Annotated in this window: 12 protein-coding genes and 1 rRNA gene; 9 read left to right on the top strand and 4 right to left on the bottom strand. The window is 51.2% G+C overall.

Features of this window, described 5'->3' with window-relative positions:
* The first annotated feature begins 351 nt into the window (after window positions 1-351).
* The 8 genes from B147_RS0126340 to B147_RS30790 all read left to right on the top strand — a co-directional run bounded on the left by B147_RS0126340 (window position 352) and on the right by B147_RS30790 (window position 11,036).
* Window positions 352-1,926: a hypothetical protein gene (locus B147_RS0126340; RefSeq protein WP_020590192.1), complete on the top strand. Its 1,575-nt coding sequence runs from the start codon at window positions 352-354 to the stop codon at window positions 1,924-1,926.
* A 3-nt stretch (window positions 1,927-1,929) separates the two neighbouring features.
* A complete protein-coding gene (locus B147_RS0126335; protein WP_020590191.1) occupies window positions 1,930-2,748 on the top strand; it encodes a hypothetical protein in 819 nt (272 codons plus the stop codon).
* Window positions 2,741-7,156 carry a hypothetical protein gene (locus tag B147_RS0126330; protein ID WP_020590190.1) on the top strand — a complete coding sequence of 1,472 codons (4,416 nt, stop codon included), beginning with the start codon at window positions 2,741-2,743 and terminating at the stop codon, window positions 7,154-7,156. Before B147_RS0126335 ends, B147_RS0126330 begins: the two co-directional genes overlap by 8 nt.
* A gap of 132 nt (window positions 7,157-7,288) precedes the next feature.
* Complete coding sequence (locus B147_RS29615; RefSeq protein ID WP_020590189.1) at window positions 7,289-7,564, top strand: helix-turn-helix domain-containing protein; 276 nt, start codon at window positions 7,289-7,291, stop codon at window positions 7,562-7,564.
* Window positions 7,536-8,795, top strand: a complete 1,260-nt coding sequence (locus B147_RS0126320; protein WP_020590188.1) for a type II toxin-antitoxin system HipA family toxin — start codon at window positions 7,536-7,538, stop codon at window positions 8,793-8,795. Before B147_RS29615 ends, B147_RS0126320 begins: the two co-directional genes overlap by 29 nt.
* A 105-nt stretch (window positions 8,796-8,900) precedes the next feature.
* Window positions 8,901-9,356, top strand: coding sequence for a phosphohistidine phosphatase SixA (sixA, locus tag B147_RS0126315; protein ID WP_020590187.1), 456 nt, complete (start codon window positions 8,901-8,903; stop codon window positions 9,354-9,356).
* Window positions 9,357-9,429: 73 nt separating this feature from the next.
* Complete coding sequence (locus tag B147_RS0126310) at window positions 9,430-9,924, top strand: NUDIX hydrolase (RefSeq protein WP_020590186.1); 495 nt, start codon at window positions 9,430-9,432, stop codon at window positions 9,922-9,924.
* A 38-nt stretch (window positions 9,925-9,962) separates the two neighbouring features.
* The gene (locus B147_RS30790; RefSeq protein ID WP_157238042.1) at window positions 9,963-11,036 is read left to right on the top strand and encodes a hypothetical protein; all 1,074 of its coding nucleotides are present in this window, start codon (window positions 9,963-9,965) and stop codon (window positions 11,034-11,036) included.
* 8 nt (window positions 11,037-11,044) lie between these two features.
* Here the strand turns inward: B147_RS30790 and B147_RS0126300 are convergent, their stop codons facing one another.
* The gene (locus B147_RS0126300; RefSeq protein WP_020590184.1) at window positions 11,045-13,060 is read right to left on the bottom strand and encodes a sensor domain-containing diguanylate cyclase; all 2,016 of its coding nucleotides are present in this window, start codon (window positions 13,058-13,060) and stop codon (window positions 11,045-11,047) included.
* A 204-nt stretch (window positions 13,061-13,264) separates the two neighbouring features.
* Here B147_RS0126300 and B147_RS0126295 point away from each other — a divergent pair, with 204 nt between their 5' ends.
* A complete protein-coding gene (locus tag B147_RS0126295; RefSeq protein ID WP_020590183.1) occupies window positions 13,265-13,840 on the top strand; it encodes a YkgJ family cysteine cluster protein in 576 nt (191 codons plus the stop codon).
* Between the two features lie 21 nt (window positions 13,841-13,861).
* Here the strand turns inward: B147_RS0126295 and B147_RS0126290 are convergent, their stop codons facing one another.
* From B147_RS0126290 to rrf, 3 genes are all read right to left on the bottom strand, one after another.
* On the bottom strand, window positions 13,862-15,049 hold the full coding sequence (locus B147_RS0126290) for a BaiN/RdsA family NAD(P)/FAD-dependent oxidoreductase (protein WP_020590182.1): 1,188 nt from the start codon (window positions 15,047-15,049) through the stop codon (window positions 13,862-13,864).
* A 48-nt stretch (window positions 15,050-15,097) separates the two neighbouring features.
* A complete protein-coding gene (locus B147_RS0126285; RefSeq protein WP_020590181.1) occupies window positions 15,098-16,714 on the bottom strand; it encodes an ABC-F family ATP-binding cassette domain-containing protein in 1,617 nt (538 codons plus the stop codon).
* A gap of 84 nt (window positions 16,715-16,798) precedes the next feature.
* Window positions 16,799-16,914: ribosomal RNA gene (rrf, locus tag B147_RS0126280) — 5S ribosomal RNA — on the bottom strand.

Genomic DNA, 16,914 nt, shown 5'->3' with positions numbered 1-16,914 from the left:
GTTTCGCAGGATTCAGCCTTTTTGAGTTTCATACTATTTTTTCCCTCATCAGTTGATAATCGAGGGGAAGCATAACTTCTTTTTGCTCAAGAGGATAGTCCGTTTTAAAAACCGGGAAAATGGGAATGCGCCCAACTATACAGAATCGAAAGGGCGTTTCGAATGAACAAGAATATCAGCAAAAAATTGGTAAAATACAAGGAGAAAAATATGCAAAAAAACTTAATAAAAGAGAACGGACTTGAACACAGTCGTCTCCCATATTAAAGGCACCCCCTGTTTTCTTTGTTGCACCGTTTTTACCTTGCATGGTAAACCCTACAGAAAAACCGGTTAAAAATTTAAGATCCTATGGCCAACATCTTTGAAACCCAACTCTCACTTTTTGCCGACAGCAGCGAGGCGGCACCACCGGCCCCCGCCCCCCGGGACGTATCCGGCGTTGACACCGATGTCACCCGGGTGGTGCGGTCAAGCCTTGTGATGCGGCCGGTTTACGAGCTGTCTGCCCGGCGTCTGACGGGCCAGGATGAGGCACCCCACCCGGCATGGGACCATCTGGATGTAATATGGCTGGCCTTTGCCACCCTGGATGTGATTTCCGAACTTACCGAATTTGCCCCGGGGGTGACCCGCAACAGCGTTATTTCACGGCTTTTTGTTTTGGCACAGAACCAGACCCGGGCCATGAACATGGACATTGAGCCTGCCGCCCTGGAAGAGGTGCTGCATAAAATATTTGATCATCTGGTCAACCGGGACAACCGGTACCGGCCCTTTGAATATACCTATTTTGATGCGGCAGCCCGGCAGATGGTCCCTAAAAAATTCTGGCTGATCAAAACCGTTTATACCGACACGGAACAGGCGGCCCATTTTCACCTCACCGACGAGGGCTACACCGCCTATTTTGGCCTCTACGAAACAGGGGCTCTGGATGCTGCAGCCATCGGGAATTTAAGAATCCAGTTGCTCATTGACCGGGGAAAGGTGGACGATGCCATTGGGGTGGCCCTTCAGAACCGAAAGCAGCTCTTGCGAAAATCCCAGGAGATCCAGGCCATGGGCCGGACCATCCGGCGCAGCATCAACCGGGTGGATGTCAATGAAATCAATGCCATGGCCGACGACGGGGCGCAACAGACCCAGCAAATCCAGAAAGAGAGTGCACGGCTGAACCACCTGGTACGCAAGAAACTGAGCGCCCCGGACACCGAGCCCGATCTTGGGCGCAAACTAAGCCTCTTAGGGGATGCCCTGGAAAAACTGAATACAAGACTTCTGACACTTTCCGGGCAGTTGCAGGAGCTGCCGGAAATATTTGACCGCCACAGCCATAAACTGTTCCGCAGGCCTGCGTTAGGCATATTTCCCGCCTGCGAACAGGTGTTGAATGATATATCAGGCCTGTACACCCCCGACGGGGAGAATATCGGCATGGAGTTCATGGCACGGTTTGATCCGGCAGTGTGCCGGCCTTTGTTTGATCCGGCATCCCTGATGTCGGCCTGTGACAGAGCCCTGGAACGCCGGAACCAGGCCGAAGAAAGAGCCTGCGGCATCCACGAAATAGATGCCGTACCCATGGCGCAATTTGAATCCCGGCTGGCCCCGGAACTCATGGATCAGGCGTTTATACTGCTCACCGGCTTTGTCCATGAGCACGGGGAAGTTGCGTTAAGCACGCTTTTGGAAGCTGCCTGCCATGAACAATACACCCCTTTGATGCCCGTGGCGTTGGCCATGGCCGTATTTCACTGCCTGGTGGATCCCTTTTACGCGAATAAATACCAGGTCACGGCAGCTCCCCAGCGCCCGGAACATATTTTCAGCCGGGCCCTGCCGTGCCGGCGCAATTACCGGGGTCATGAACTGATCCTGAAACCTGCGCCCGCCAAGCCCCATTCCATATATGAAAAAGGATAACCCATGGACCTTGACACCCTTTACCAGGTCAACCGCCTTGTATACTTAAGCCTGGCCCACAGCCACGGGCGAAAATCCCTGGTGATCCGCCACCAGCAGGAGTTGGGCAACCTGATCCAGAGATACCAGGCCGATGCTGGTTTCCAGCGGGCCGTGGCCCAAGCCCTGAAGGCCATGGACCTTAGTGTTCTGGCCCTGGAGGACGATGGCTTCTGTCTCTCATCTATAGGGGCGGAAAGCCTTTTTTCCATGACCGTCACCGACTACGGCAAGCTTTTAGGCCGGGGGGATTTCAGGGCAGCGGATATCCTTTGTGTTCATGCCGCCGTGGCCACGGCCTTTTTTCCCCAGGAGCAGGACCTGGAGCTTCCCGTGGAGGATTTAGGCGCCGTCACCCAGGCCGATATTTTTGAAATCCTGCGCCGCTTTGCCAAACTGTGCCCAGAGGACAAGGACGGCGGATCAGAATCCCATGACAATGAAGCCTGCACAGATGATACCGTTGCAGACCGTCTTCACCCCCAGATCATCACCCTGGCCCAGCGCATCCGGGAGATGCCAGAAGACAACCCCGACATCCGCCAGACCGGGGGAGCGGCCGGCAATTCCTGGCGGGAACTCATTGAACAGGTGATGCGGCACATGAGAGAGACCCGGTACATCCTGGCCTTTGAAGAGCATGACGGGGTCGTGGAGTACCGCCCCACCGCAGCCTACCAGGCTGCGGTGCGCGAAGGCATGTTATACACCTTCCAGGCTTTCAGGGACATTGTAAGCCGGGGCAAAGAAGAGGCCGGTACCCAGGAGGATGACCATGTTTAGAATCACCCGGATATTTGCCGGAGAAATCTGTGCCGGAGAAAACATTCTCCAGCAGGGCAATTTCCCCATAGCCGACCACGGCAGCCGCCCATTTGATCCGGATGTCTCATCGGATCACGGGGTCATCTTTGCGGTAAACGGCACCTGTAAAACCACCTTGATCTCCTTTTTGCTCAACACCTTTTGTCCGGACCAGAAACGGTTTGTCCAGCACCTGCAGTCCGGTGGGGACAAAACCCTTTCCCAGTATCTGGTGCCGGGACGGCCCGCAGTGATCTTTATTGAGATGGCCGTGCCCAGGGAAGAGAACCTCTTTGACGACACTCCGGAAGAACGCCTGGTCATCGGCCAGGTGCTTTACAGTTACAAGGAAGCGTCGAAACCCCTGGTGCGTTATTATTTCCAGGCCCAGGCCCCGGATTTTTTTGACCGTATGCAACAAAGCTGGCCCAAGCTATTAGAACACCCAAAGCCGTTGACCGCTGTCCGGGAATTTTTACATCATCAAGACAACCAGGTAGTGATCACCGATGTTCAGAAAGATTGGGGGGAGCGCCTGGAGAAGATCGGTCTGGATCCGTGGCTGGTGGACCGGCAGATCGATTTTGCCAGAAGCGAAGGGGGCATCAAAGATGCGTTCCGGTTCCGGTCTGAGGCCGACTTTCTCTCCTTTTTCCTGGGATGTGTCACGGACATGGATTTTGCCGGGCAACTTCGTGACGCTACCTTGACCAACATGGAAAAAATGAGAACCATGCCTTGGAAAAAAAAGCGGCTGGCGGCCGTATTATCCCTGAAAACCCGTCTGGAGGATTTTCAGCCCATTGCCGCCGAGTACCTTGGGGCCAAAGAGAAACAAAAACACTGCGATGGGGAACTTGAACAGGCCGCGTTCCTGGTCTCCCGGGCGCTGCCAAAGGCCGGGGCAGAACAACAGCAGGCCCACAAGCGGCTGGCCCAGGCTCAGGAAGATGAAAGTAAGGCCCAAACAGATCTTAACGGTACCCGGGCGGATCTGGCAGTGGCCCGGGGATTTTCTCTGGATCTGGCCCAAAAGGAACGCTTGGGGCATGCTGCCGACTTAAACCGTGCCATCAAAGCCGGGGAAGCCTTGGGCCATGCCCTGGATGCCGCAGATATCCTGGCCCGGATCAATCTGATCACCGGCAGGCTTCAAGATAAACAAGAGGCGCTGACTGCTTCGGGCTCAGCGTTGACACCCCTTCGTGAAAAAGCAGACCAACATGCCAGGGCTTTCCATGCCTGCATCACCCAACGCAGGCAGCAAACCCAAAGGCAGATTGAAGCGGCAAAGGCGCAGGCGGCCACGGCAAAGGAAAAACAGGATGCCTGCCGCCGGGAGCTCAAGGAAACCCAAAAGGAACATACCCGGCTGAACAATGAAACAAACCGGCTGCAAGCCCGTCTGGAAATGGCCTTGGAAGCCGGGAACGCCATTGATCCCCATTTTCTTGAAGCACCTGGAGATTATTCTAACCGCCTTAAACAAGACTTAAATCGAACCGGCAAGGATCTTTCCCAGACCCGGGAAAAGCACAAAGTTCTGAACGAGACCCTTGCCCGGGAAAACCAAAACCGGGAGGCGCTTTCCATCCAAAAGGTCCGGGATCAAACAGCCATTGATGAAGCCCTGGCCTGCAAAGCCCAGGAGAAAACATGGCGGGAAAGACTGATTTCAGATTCCCACATCCGAACGGCAGCCGGTTCCGACAACTTTGACCCCACCAATGCCGCCCATGTATCAGCGTTGTCCGATGCGATTTCACGCAAAACCCAGGACCTTACGCGCATGGAAAAAGAGGAGCGCAACCTTAGCAATGAACTCAAGAGCCTGGATGAAGTGCGCACCCTGGCTGTTGATGATCAAACCCGCCGTCTGATCCGGCACTACAGGGATATCGGCATCAGCCCCACCCAGATCCGGGCTTTTCCTGAATATCTGGCCTCCCTGGAGATGGAGGCCGAGGCCACAGCCCAATTCATTCACCGTGATCCGGCCCGGTTCACCGGCATTATGGCGGCAAGCTCCCAGGTGATGGAGGAAATTCTGGCACTGGAACCCCCGGCCTGGCTGCGGCGGCCGGTGGTGCTCTCGCTGCCGGTCACCGACATCACCACCATTGATGAAATTGCCCACAAGCGCATTCTACCTAAAGATCCGTCCATCTACACCCTTGCAGGCACCCAGAACCTAAAACAAACGATTTCCGAAGAAAAACAGGAAAAAGAGACTCTGATCCGGGATCTTTTACTCACGCGCAATGCCATGGAAAAATCTTTGAACGATTTAAAAGCGTTCAGGGAAGTGTTTCCCGATCCGGCTGCAGTGAAACGATTGGATCTGGACCTGGATCTGGCAAAAAAGGCCCATGAAAAAACCTGCCGGGAGATATCCGCTGCCCAGGACCGGATAACGGATATCAAGACCAGGATCACCCGGTGCGACAGCCGGATCGAGGAATTGACCTCGGACAAGGCCCGATTTGGGGAAACCCTCAAGCATGCCCGGCAATGGCTGGCCCAGTATGGTGAATGGAAATCCTGGCAGCAGCAGGCAGCACAAAACAAACAGATCTTAAAGAAACTTGACCTTGGGATCATAACCCTTGAATCCCAGGCTTCTGCCCTGGAACAGGCAGCCATGGATGCCGGCAACAAAATTCCGGCACTGGAAAAAGACCGGGACCGGCTGGATGAACTGGCCGGGGAGATCCCCCTTCCCCTGGGAGCAGAGGATAAAAATCCAGATACGCAAGGCCATACCCTGGACATGTCCCCCCAAGACATCAAGTCACTCTATTTCCAGGCCCAGGCAAATTTACAGCAACGTAGCACGGAGCTTGGGGTGGCAGCCCTTGAACGGGAAGTACAGGATCTTGGCCGGGACCTGTCAGACCTTCAGGGAAAGTTGACCCGGTTTGAGTCCGACCATGCTTTTGATCCTGACCAGGCCCGGGACTGGGCCGCTAAAGCGTCCATGGAACGTCAAGTGAAACGGGATCTCCTGGCCGCTCAAGCGAAAAAGGATTCCAGGGAACAATCGCGTGCCGAAGCCCAGGCTGAGGTGTTGGAAAAAGAGGCCCAAAGAGAGCGAGAAGCACTGGATCTGCTTGAAAAAAAGCAGATTGCACCCAGACTGACTCCAGATAAACTCCAGGGGTTTTCTTTGCAAAATCTGGAAAACACCGTGATCCCGGACCTGGAAACCGCAAAGCAGAACCTGGAAAGCCGACTGGAAACCTTGACCCAACAGATCAGCCGGGCCCGGGAGGATATGGAGTCGGTCAATACCTGGTTCAATACCCTGAAAACCCTTGCCGCCCGGGCAGGGGATCCCCCGGAGACAAAACCGTCTGACCTGGACCCGAACTGGCCCGACCTTCTGCATCCCCAGAACCGGCAGGCCCACTGTATGGAGATGGAAAACAGGGTCAAGCAGCTTCAATCCGAAAAAAAAGAACAGGCCCGGAAGACCCAAGATTTGGAACGGAAGCGGGATGCAAAGTACAGGGCGCTTGACGCCCATATCCGGGATTCCGATGTTGAGGGGATTGTTCCCGCCCTGGCAGCCGCGCTTAAAGAACACGATGCCGACAGCATGGCATTATCCTGCAGTGATCTGATCAAGAACTGCACCGGAATCGCCGCCACCCTGGAGGGGGATCTCTCCCGGTCAAAAACCTTGATGGATACCCATGTCAGCCAGCTTTTGGAACATGCCAAGGACTGCCACCAGAAACTGACCGCAGCCACCCAGGTTGCCATCCCGGAACAGGTGTTTATCTACGGCGGAAAACCCATTTTAAGGGCTGCGGCAAAACTTAATTTCAGCCGGTTTGACCGGGCCTATAAAGAGAGTCTGGAAAACTGGATGGAAGAGTGCATCCAAAAAGGGCTGTGCCCACAAGTCAACCCGGCCGAAGGCAACTGCCTGGGCGCAGATCTGCTCTATCGCCTTTTGGCCGTGGAAGCCAAAAAGAGTTTTAACATCCGGCTGCTCAAGTGCGATGACACCGCCAGAAACTATGAACCTGTGGGCAAGGATCTCGGGTCCGGCGGAGAGGCGCTGACCACGGCAGTGCTGCTTTATGCCCTTCTGGTATACATGAGAAGCCGGCGCTTTAAAAGCGGTGCCAGGCCCATGCCGGGATTTTTGATCCTGGACAACCCTTTGGGGGTGTGCAACCGGCCCGACTTTCTGGATGCCCAGCTTAAGGTGGCAAAGGCGTTAGGGGTCCAGTGCATCTATCTGACCGGCATCAACGACACCGGCTCCATTGAGCTGTTCGCCCACAGGATCGTCATCCAAAAGGCAGGCTCACAACTTTTAATTGACGGACGCCCCTTTGAAAAACTTGAAACCATCCAGATCCATGTGGAGGGGTGATTTGATATCTCCATCTAAAATTAATCGAACGGTTATTTTTATCAATAACCAACGTCTTTTAACCGTTCGGTTAAAAACAATTGACTCCTGATCAATTTAACAGTACGGTTAAATTCTATAGAGGAGGCATAGATGAATATAGCGTATCCATATCACGCCAGAATGCCCGGATATCTTGGCAAAGCAATCAAAGAGTCCAGGAAACAAAAAAAAATGACCCAAAAGGATCTGGCGGATATTACCGGCACCAGTGTGAAATTCATCAGTGATGTGGAAAGGGGAAAGAAAACGGTTCAAATTGATAAGGTCTTTGATTTGCTTGGGGCGCTCTCTCTCCGGATATACGTTTCAGATAAACCTTTAGAGCAGGAGAGGGCCAATGGAGAATCTTTCGATTTTCTTGGGTAAACGCCTTGTCGGCACCCTTTCTCGACATACCAAAGGACGGGTTCAATTTCAGTATGGGCACCAATGGTTGAAAACCGTAGGGCTGCCAATATCCTTGTCCCTGCCGTGCAGGGAAGAAAAATTCTCCCCGGCACTCAGTACGGCTTTTTTTGAAAACCTGCTTCCGGAAAGCGGTGTCCGGTCCATTCTGTCTTTCAACAATCGATTTAATAAAAAGGATACCTTTGCTTTTCTTGATCTCTATGGCAGGGATTGTGCCGGAGCACTGTCCATCATGGCGCAAGACCAGGAACCAGACCTAACGCCATGGTGTTATGAGGATGCAACCCAAAAACTGACAAACGCCCTGGACCGCATGGAAACATCTTCCGATCACCCGCAATTGTATTTGGAAATGCAACCGGCCCGTCTTTCCATTGCCGGGGTACAGGATAAACTGCCTGTCTATTTTTCAAAAAATAAATTTTATCTTCCCACCAATTCCGGTTCGGCAACAACCCATATCATAAAACCCATGAGTCCGATGTTTCCCGGGATACAGAGAAATGAAGCCTTTTGCATGAATCTGGCCCGGATAATCGGAATCCGGGTGCCTAATTCCAAGCTAATTCAAATGGGACCCCATGAACTTTATCTGGTGGAAAGATTTGATAGAAAAATTCTGCCGGACCGGGTGGCCCGGATTCACCAGGAAGATTTTTGCCAGGCCATGGGACTTCCGGTTGACAGGAAATATCAGATAAAAGGCGGTCCCGGCTTCAGGCAATGCCGGTCATTGATTGACGAATATTTAAGCCCGAGTGCCGAAATAAGGGCTGAAATGGCTTTTGTTTTAGTATTTAATGCCTTAATCGGAAACCATGATGCCCACGGCAAAAATTTTTCCATCATCCATGGCCATGAATTGAAAATGGCACCCTATTATGACCTATTGTCTACCCAGGTATATGACACCCTGGAAAAGCACTTTGCCATGTCCGTCGGCAAAACATTTCGGCAGGACCGATTAAAGGTCAACGCGTTTAAAACCTTCGCCGGCGACATGAAACTTCGTCCGGAAAAACTGGCTAAAATCATGGATAAAGCCATCCGTTCCATTGCGTTAAACTACAAAACCGTTCTGGCCAAGCACGAAAAAGAGTATGGGCCGTCCAAAATCTATTCAAGTTTATCACGGGTGATATCAGGTAATATTGAACAACTTGAAGCTATCCGGAAAGCGCTTGTCTGATGGAAGTGCATGACTGTTTCTCTATTTTAAAATAAAGACTTGGCGTTGACGCGCAGGAATTACTTAACTACTATGGCTTAATGAAAAAATATGAAAGGAGACTGTATGTCGGTATTTCTTGTACAGCACGGGCTAAGTCTGCCAAAAACCGAAAACCCTGAAAAAGGATTGTCTGAAAAGGGACGTGAGGAAACCTTAAAAATAGCTGAAGTGGCCGCCGGTTACAGCGTTAAAATCTCTAAAATTTTTCATTCCGGAAAAAAACGCGCGGAACAGACCGCCCTGATCATGGCTGATGTCCTTTGTCCCGGTCCCGGCATTGAGCAGATGGAGAATATCTCCCCCATGGATGATGTAAAGGTACTTGGCGACCGGCTTGATCCGGATTCCAATCATATGGTGGTGGGCCATCTTCCCTATATGGAAAAACTGGTCTCTTACCTGACTACCGGCCGGGAGGCGCCCAAGGTGCTGAAATTTCAGAATTCAGGGATTGTCTGTCTTGACCAGGATGAATCGGGGTGGTTTATCCGGTGGACCTTAAACCCCAACATTTCATAAATCTATCCGGCAATCCTGTTTGCACCTTCCGTGAAAGCACGACCCTCCATCTGCTTGTATTTAAGGAACATTTATGACCAAAGAAATTTTTGATATCGTTGATGAAGATGACCAGATTATCGGCCAGGCAGCTCGTGATCAGGTCCATGGCAATCCAAGTTTAATCCACAGGGTGGTCCATATTCTGGTTTTTAACAGCCAGAATGAATTGTATCTGCAAAAAAGAGATATAAATAAGGATGTCCAGCCGGGGAAGTGGGATACCTCGGTGGGTGGTCATGTGGACAAGGGAGAATCCTACTGGGATGCGGCTGTCCGGGAAATGGAAGAGGAGCTTGGCATCAAAGGCACAAACCTGAAGTACCTGTATAAATACCGGCTACGCAACGACTATGAATCGGAATATGTATCCAGTTACCATTGTCTGTGGGACGGAGAGATTAAAATAAATGAGGATGAGATTGAAGAGGGTCGATTTTGGCGGCTTGACGAAATTGCTGAAAAAATGGATTCCGGCATTTTTACGCCTAACTTTATAGATGAAATTGGGCGGTATCAGAAACTTTAATGGTGTTTTTCGTTAATGATACAAGTTTTGAAGGGATAATGACAGCCCTTGAAGGCGTGTTTGCCGGGGCTGTCCGCCGGAAAATTTCCATGGAGGAAATTCTTTCAACCATTCCGGGCACCATGGATATCTCCAAAGAAGACCGGTTGCTTAGCGCCCTGGAAGAACTTGATGCCAAAGGGAAGATCCGGTTGCCGTCCAGAAAAGGGCAGGGCTGGCAGAAATTCGGTATTCTGCCCCGGTATGTTACCCTGGTCCGGGCCAATGAAGATCGTGTTTCACGTACGCGAAAGAAAACCCTTGCCCGGATCAGGGAGCAAAGTCCCTGGGAGCCCACCCGAATGGCGGCATTTGCCCATTCCCTGACCACGGAAAAACAGTTGACTCTTGCCCGGGCGGTGAACCACTATCTTTTAAACCGCAAAAAAAAACCACCTCTTCTACCTCACCGAGAAAGGGCCTTGCAGATTTTTGGTAATGAAAAAGCTTTGGACAGCTATGTTCATACAGGACTTTTTTCAGGCAGGATCACCCTGGCGGATATAGACTGCTTTTACTGCCCCGAACCTTTGCCCTATGAGGTGTTTTCAGCGGATTGCAAAAAATTGGCTCACCTGCCCCTGCTGGTGGTGGAAAACAGCGCCACGTACTGGAGCTGCACAACGGCCAACCGGGCCGACCATCCCCTGAGAGGCGGCTTCTTTGCCGCTGTTGTGTTTGGCAAAGGGTTCAAAGCCACAAGATCCACCCCCATCCAGTCCCTGGACAGCCTGGCCAACATTGAAATCCGGACCGGGGCGAGCCAGATACACTATTTTGGAGATCTGGACCCCGCAGGACTTGCCATTCCCCAACGAATCAATGAAAACCGGATTAAAAACGGGCTATCCCCCGTCTGTCCGGCCAAAGCCCTTTACCGGAAACTCATCAAAAAAAATATCACAACAGGATATGACAAATTCCAAACAAAATTCCACGATCCCCAATGGGCCGTTGAGTGGCTGGGCAGGGACATTGCCGATGCCTATTTAAATGTATACGAGTCCCGGCGCTGGCCCCAGGAGGGGTTGACGGCGGATGACATCGCGGCGGCCCTGAAAGAGGCATATTGACATTCGTGTCAATCAGATGATTCGTATTCCTTGATTTCAACCCTGTTGCGGCCTTGGGTTTTGGCTTCATACAAGGCGCTGTCCGCCCGCTGTAAAAGTGCATCCATATCATCCTTACCGGACAAAGACAGGCTGGACACCCCTAAGCTGATATTAAGTTTGATACGGATTTCACCGAATTTCGGATTGGCCGCCTCAATGGCGGTCCTGATTTGTTCGGCAATCTTTTTTGCACCAATAATATCGGTGGTGGGCAATAAAGAAACAAACTCCTCGCCACCATACCTGGCCACGAGTTCTCCGGCACGTTTAAGGTGTGCCTGCCAGGTGGATGCCACCACTTTAAGACATTCGTCCCCCAGCTGATGCCCATGGGTATCATTGATCTTTTTAAAATGGTCAATATCGCCCATAATGATAGATAACGCCTGCCCATACCGTATGGCCCGCTTGAACTCTTCTTCAAAGACCTCATCAAAATATCGTCTGTTGAACAACTGGGTCAGTCCATCGGTCCGGCTCATCAACCCTAATTTTTTATTTGCCGACTCAAGCTGGAACAAGGTATTCTGAAGCTCTTGGGTCCGCCGGTTTACCTTCTCCTCCAACTCATTTTTAGCTGCCCGTTCCACAGCAAGGGTTTTTGCCTGGGCTTGCATTTCCCTCTCCTTGGCCTCGACCGCCTCGTTATAAAGTCTGATGGAAAGTTCCTGGGCGGCTTCTTTTTCAGCACGCTCTCTTCTGATTCGATCTGCAAGGGCAAGGGACAGCAGAAGTAATTCCAGTATAAATCCGATATTCTGGCTGTGCTGGATAATGGGTTTATATGTAACAATGCCCGCAAGGCCCATCATCAATACAAACGTGGCCAAAATAAGCAAGGTCCAGGCAATGGTCATGTACTTGGCGGCAACGCTGCCTTTGCACCATAAGGTTATCGTGGCTACAAGCGCTGCCACACAGCTGAATATCGCGCCCAGATTTTCGCAATATATCATCCACTTGCCGTTATACACGGCAAATAAAATTGTCATTGCTACCCAGAATACCGCAAAAATATTATTTAGTTGAAGTAGCCAGCCGCCTATTTTCGTCAACCTTAAAAATTTGCGGATGAACAGCGTGGCCATCAAAAAAGAAAATGATGAAAGAAGGCCATAAGCATGCCCGTTAAGCCAAGCATAATCCGGCCACAGATATGCAGGGCCCACGCCGGTCATGGACAGGCAATACAGAATAACAGAGAGCACATACATCACATAGTAGGTATAGCTGTTATCCTGGGTAAAAAAGCTTAGGGAGGCATTGTACAGACACATGGCAATTAGGAAGCCGAAAAACATACCTAAAAACAGATTCCGGTATAGACACATCTGTTCATAGGCGTCCTGCTGCCAGATTTTCAGGGGCAGCAGCAGCACTCCGGCTGTGTGAACACGAAGGTACAGAGTCAGCTGCTGATTTGCAAGACATGGGAACTCAAAGGCAAAGGGAAGTCGATTTTTTTTAGCAGTCACAGATTTTATTGAAGCAAGATTACGGTGTGTTGCATCCTTATTCTGAACATACAATTCAATCAGATCCAAGAACGGCCAGTCAATATTAAGTACCATTGTTCGCAGGGATGTTGATCTATTTTGAATGCGGAATCGAACCCAGACAATATCGTCTGCAGCCCCGAAATGACGCGTGGGCCGAAATTCTTGCCGCCATGGCGCATCCGGTTGAATCACATCGTTCACGGTAAGGGTATTTCCCGGATCCGGCAAATGCTGGAAACCGCTACCGATATCAATACTTTTTTGGAAGGCATCTATTTTCAAAATCTCAGGTGCTGTTGTTGCTGCCGGGACTGCAGCTGTGACCATCTGGCTCCCAAGCATGAGAATGGTTATCAGCAATACGGTGTTATAAAAATACACCAACAACGGCATCACATGAGTTGGGTATTCAATCCCAACTGGTGCGGACACCGCTTCTTTTTGGAAAAACCGTTGTTCAGGTTTTTTGTTTCGTGGCCGCATGCAATATCCCCTTGGAACGGGAACGGAAATTAAATGACGACATACGTATCCTTTACAGTCCCGGGCTCTCCTTGTCAACTGCCTCAAATCTTTTGACAAGGCTTTGACGTCAAGCAGTAAATTTGCATTTCAAGCCCCTTGCCCACAGACATCAAAAAGAGGATAATGCGCTGATTTTGACACCAATTAACGAACCGGAAAAATATGAAAGAAAAAAGTGCTCAGTTAAAAGACATTTACGCAGCCTTTAATGCGGATACCCGTGACCTGGTAAAGGGCAGGGCCTGCGCCCGGGGCTGCAGTTTCTGTTGCAGGGAAGCCGGCAGCATTGACATCACCACCCTGGAGGGGATGGTTATCCGGAAGGCCATGGGCAAAATGCCCAAAAGCCGACAGAAAACCCTGACCAAGGCATTCAGAAATGAAATAAAGCAGCGGGAAGCAGGCAAAGCAGTCCCCTGTCCTTTTCTTATGAAAAATAATGCCTGCTTAATCTATAAAGACCGTCCCTTTTCCTGCCGCAGAATTTACTCCGCCCATGTTTGCGGCCAGGACGCACCGCCGGCGGTGAGCCGCCAGGTAATGGAACGGGCGGATCAGACCATCGCAGCACTTCAAAAGCTGGACAACACCGGCTATTCCGGCCATCTCTCCTACATTCTGTATATGCTTTCGGTCCCGGCGTTCCTAAAAACATACACTGCCGGAGAATTTAAGCCCGAGGAAATTATGGAATTTGGAAAGGCCCATAGGATTGTTATTAACCGGATGATGATCTGAGGCCGGTTGTGCCAGTAACACCTACACCACCTGTCCGGCGGCCCAGGCCGAAGACCATGCCCACTGGAAATTGTATCCGCCCAGCCACCCGGTAACATCCAGTACTTCGCCAATGGCGTAAAGCCCAGGAACATCCCGGGATTCCATTGTTTTTGAAGAGAACCTGCGACAGTCAATGCCGCCGACAGTTACTTCGGCCGTTTTGTATCCTTCAGTGCCGCCGGGTCGGATATTCCAGGTGTGGATCCCGTCTATCACACGTTTAAGTCCCTGGCGGGAAACGCTGTGAAGAGGGCAATTCAACATTTTTCCATCCAGACGGGCCTGAACCAAACGCATTGGAAGGTGCTCGGCCAGGACGGATTTTACATGGCGTTTGGGCCGAGTCTGCCGTACTGTTTCCAGCAGTTCTCCCAGATTTCCATCCGGGAAAAGGTCAATGGTCAGCAAGTCTCCGGGCTGCCAATAGGATGAGGCCTGGAGGATCACAGGGCCGCTCAGCCCCCGGTGGGTAAACAAAAGCTGCTCTTTAAATGAGGCAGATCCCGTGCGAACCTGGGCCTTGACTGAAATACCGGCCAGGGGCGCCAGAACCGTTTTATCTCCGGGCTGAACCGTAAAAGGAACAAGGCCGGGGCGGGGCTGCACCAAAGGAATGCCGAACTGCTCGGCCACCTTGTATCCAAACGGTGTAGCACCGGCTGCAGGCATTGAGACCCCTCCGGTGGCAATGACCAGGGATGAGGCTTTCATTATTTCCCCGGCGGTGCGGATTTGAAATCCCTGGGTAGAAGGCTGTTTTTCGATGCCGATAACGCTTGTTTTGGGTGTCAGGCTGACACCGCCACTGCGGCACTCTGCCAGCAACATATCAAGAATCTGCCCGGCACTGTCCGTACAGAACAACTGGCTGTGTTCCCGTTCACTGAAGCGTATCCCGTATTGCCGGACAAGATCGATAAAATCCTGTGGGCGATACCGGCTAAGCGCGGATTTTACAAAGTGCGGATTGGATGAAATATAATTTTGAGCACTGACTCGGCGATTTGTAAAATTGCACCTACCGCCGCCGGACATAAGGATCTTGCGTCCGGGCTTGGGGCCGTGGTCCAGAACTTTTACACGCCTCCCACGTTTTCCGGCCTGGGCCGCGCACATCAACCCGGAGGCACCAGCCCCGATAATCACCACATCGTACTCGGTCTTCATACTCTTTTTCTGCCTGTCCGTCTGTTTGTCCGGGCCGTATGCTTTTGCCTAGGCGCTTATTGTTTCCCGCACCCGGGCCACTTCCGAGCTTTCAAGGTAATCATCATAGGACATGAGGCGATCGATAATCCCGTCGGGGGTTATCTCGATGATACGGTTGGCAATGGTGTTGATAAATTCATGGTCGTGGGAGGTGAAAAGAACCACTTCGGGGAACTCCACCAGGCTGTCGTTAAGGGCGGTGATGGATTCCAGGTCCAGATGGTTGGTGGGGTCATCCAGCATCAAAACATTGGATTCGGACAACATCATCCTGGAGAGCATGCATCTGACCTTTTCACCGCCGGAGAGCATATGGGTCTTTTTCAGGGCATCTTCACCGGAAAAAAGCATCCGCCCCAAAAAGGTTCTGGCAAAACTCTCACCCTCGGTGGGCGGGGCAAACTGCAGCAGCCACTGGATCAGATTAAGATCCTCGCCAAAAAAGGCACTGTGCTCTTTGGAAAAATAGGACTGGCTGGTGGTAACACCCCACCTGAACTCACCTTCATCCGCTTCCATTTTCCCAGACAAAATATCGAAAAGCGCGGTGATGGCAAGGGTATTTTCGCCCACAAAGGCAATCTTATCCTCGCTATTAACCCTGAACGTAACATCATCCAGGATTTTTTCACCCTCAATGGTCTTGGAAAGCCCTTCAACTTCCAGGATAATATTTCCGCAAGCTCTTTCAGGTTTGAATCGTATAAACGGATATTTTCTGCTTGATACCGGCAGGTCTTCAATGGTCAGCTTATCCAGCAGTTTTTTACGGGATGTGGCCTGCTTTGACTTGGATGCATTGGAGGAAAACCTGCGGATAAAGGACTTGAGTTCTTCGGCCTTTTCTGTCACCCGTTTGTTATCCGCCTGCTTTTGTTTCAAATTAAGCTTGCTGGCCTGGTACCAGAAATCATAATTGCCCACGTAAACGGAAATCTGACTGAAATCAATGTCGGCAATGTGGGTGCATACCTGGTTCATGAAATGCCGGTCATGGGACACCACAATCACGGTATTTTTGAAACGAAACAAAAAATCCTGGAGCCAGGTAATGGCCTGGATATCCAGGTTGTTGGTCGGTTCGTCAAGCAGCAGAACATCCGGGTTGCCAAAAAGGGCCTGGCCCAGAAGAACCCGCACTTTCTCACCGCCCTCAAGCTCTTTCATTTTTTTGGTGTGCAGTGCTTCATCAATGCCAAGGTGTTTTAAAAGTACCGCCGCATCCGATTCAGCCTCATACCCGTTCATCTCCTCAAACGCGACCTCTATTTCACCGGAGCGGATGCCGTCTTCTTCGGAAAAATCAGGCTTGGCATAGAGGGCATCCCGCTCGGCCATGAGATTATATAGCTTGTCATGGCCCATGATAACCGTATCGAGCACCCGATGTTCGTCAAAGGCAAAGTGATCCTGGCGCAACACAGCGATGCGCTCTTTAGGCCCCACGGAAACAGTACCGGTATCCGGCTCAAGCTCTTGTGCAAGAATTTTTAAAAAGGTACTTTTTCCGGCACCATTGGCCCCAATAAGGCCGTAACAGTTGCCGGGTTTAAACATGATGTTGACATCTTTGAACAGGGCACGTTTGCCATAGGCAAGGGAGATGTTATCTGCAAAAATCATTAATATGGTATTTCCTAAACCGAATTGATAAAAAACAAAAAAGCCCTGACCATTTACAATAAATAATCAGGGCTTTTAAAAAAGAACCGGCGGCGTTCTACTCTCCCACACAGTCTCCCATGCAGTACCATCGACGCTAAAGAGCTTAACTTCCGTGTTCGAGATGGGTACGGGTGTGGCCTCTTCGCCATCGCCACCGG

The organism is Desulfobacter curvatus DSM 3379 (genome assembly GCF_000373985.1).
Taxonomy (GTDB): Bacteria; Desulfobacterota; Desulfobacteria; order Desulfobacterales; family Desulfobacteraceae; genus Desulfobacter; species Desulfobacter curvatus.
The sequence above is the reverse complement of the archived record's forward strand: the minus strand, read 5'-3'. Positions and strand labels throughout refer to the sequence as shown.

What these genes read in the sequence shown, in the direction of transcription:
- B147_RS0126340 (WP_020590192.1), top strand. Translation starts at nt 352, where the DNA reads ATGGCCAACATCTTTGAAACCCAACTCTCACTTTTTGCCGACAGCAGC.
- B147_RS0126335 (WP_020590191.1), top strand. Translation starts at nt 1,930, where the DNA reads ATGGACCTTGACACCCTTTACCAGGTCAACCGCCTTGTATACTTAAGC.
- B147_RS0126330 (WP_020590190.1), top strand. Translation starts at nt 2,741, where the DNA reads ATGTTTAGAATCACCCGGATATTTGCCGGAGAAATCTGTGCCGGAGAA.
- B147_RS29615 (WP_020590189.1), top strand. Translation starts at nt 7,289, where the DNA reads ATGAATATAGCGTATCCATATCACGCCAGAATGCCCGGATATCTTGGC.
- B147_RS0126320 (WP_020590188.1), top strand. Translation starts at nt 7,536, where the DNA reads ATGGAGAATCTTTCGATTTTCTTGGGTAAACGCCTTGTCGGCACCCTT.
- sixA (WP_020590187.1), top strand. Translation starts at nt 8,901, where the DNA reads ATGTCGGTATTTCTTGTACAGCACGGGCTAAGTCTGCCAAAAACCGAA.
- B147_RS0126310 (WP_020590186.1), top strand. Translation starts at nt 9,430, where the DNA reads ATGACCAAAGAAATTTTTGATATCGTTGATGAAGATGACCAGATTATC.
- B147_RS30790 (WP_157238042.1), top strand. Translation starts at nt 9,963, where the DNA reads ATGACAGCCCTTGAAGGCGTGTTTGCCGGGGCTGTCCGCCGGAAAATT.
- B147_RS0126300 (WP_020590184.1), bottom strand. Translation starts at nt 13,060, where the DNA reads ATGCGGCCACGAAACAAAAAACCTGAACAACGGTTTTTCCAAAAAGAA.
- B147_RS0126295 (WP_020590183.1), top strand. Translation starts at nt 13,265, where the DNA reads ATGAAAGAAAAAAGTGCTCAGTTAAAAGACATTTACGCAGCCTTTAAT.
- B147_RS0126290 (WP_020590182.1), bottom strand. Translation starts at nt 15,049, where the DNA reads ATGAAGACCGAGTACGATGTGGTGATTATCGGGGCTGGTGCCTCCGGG.
- B147_RS0126285 (WP_020590181.1), bottom strand. Translation starts at nt 16,714, where the DNA reads ATGATTTTTGCAGATAACATCTCCCTTGCCTATGGCAAACGTGCCCTG.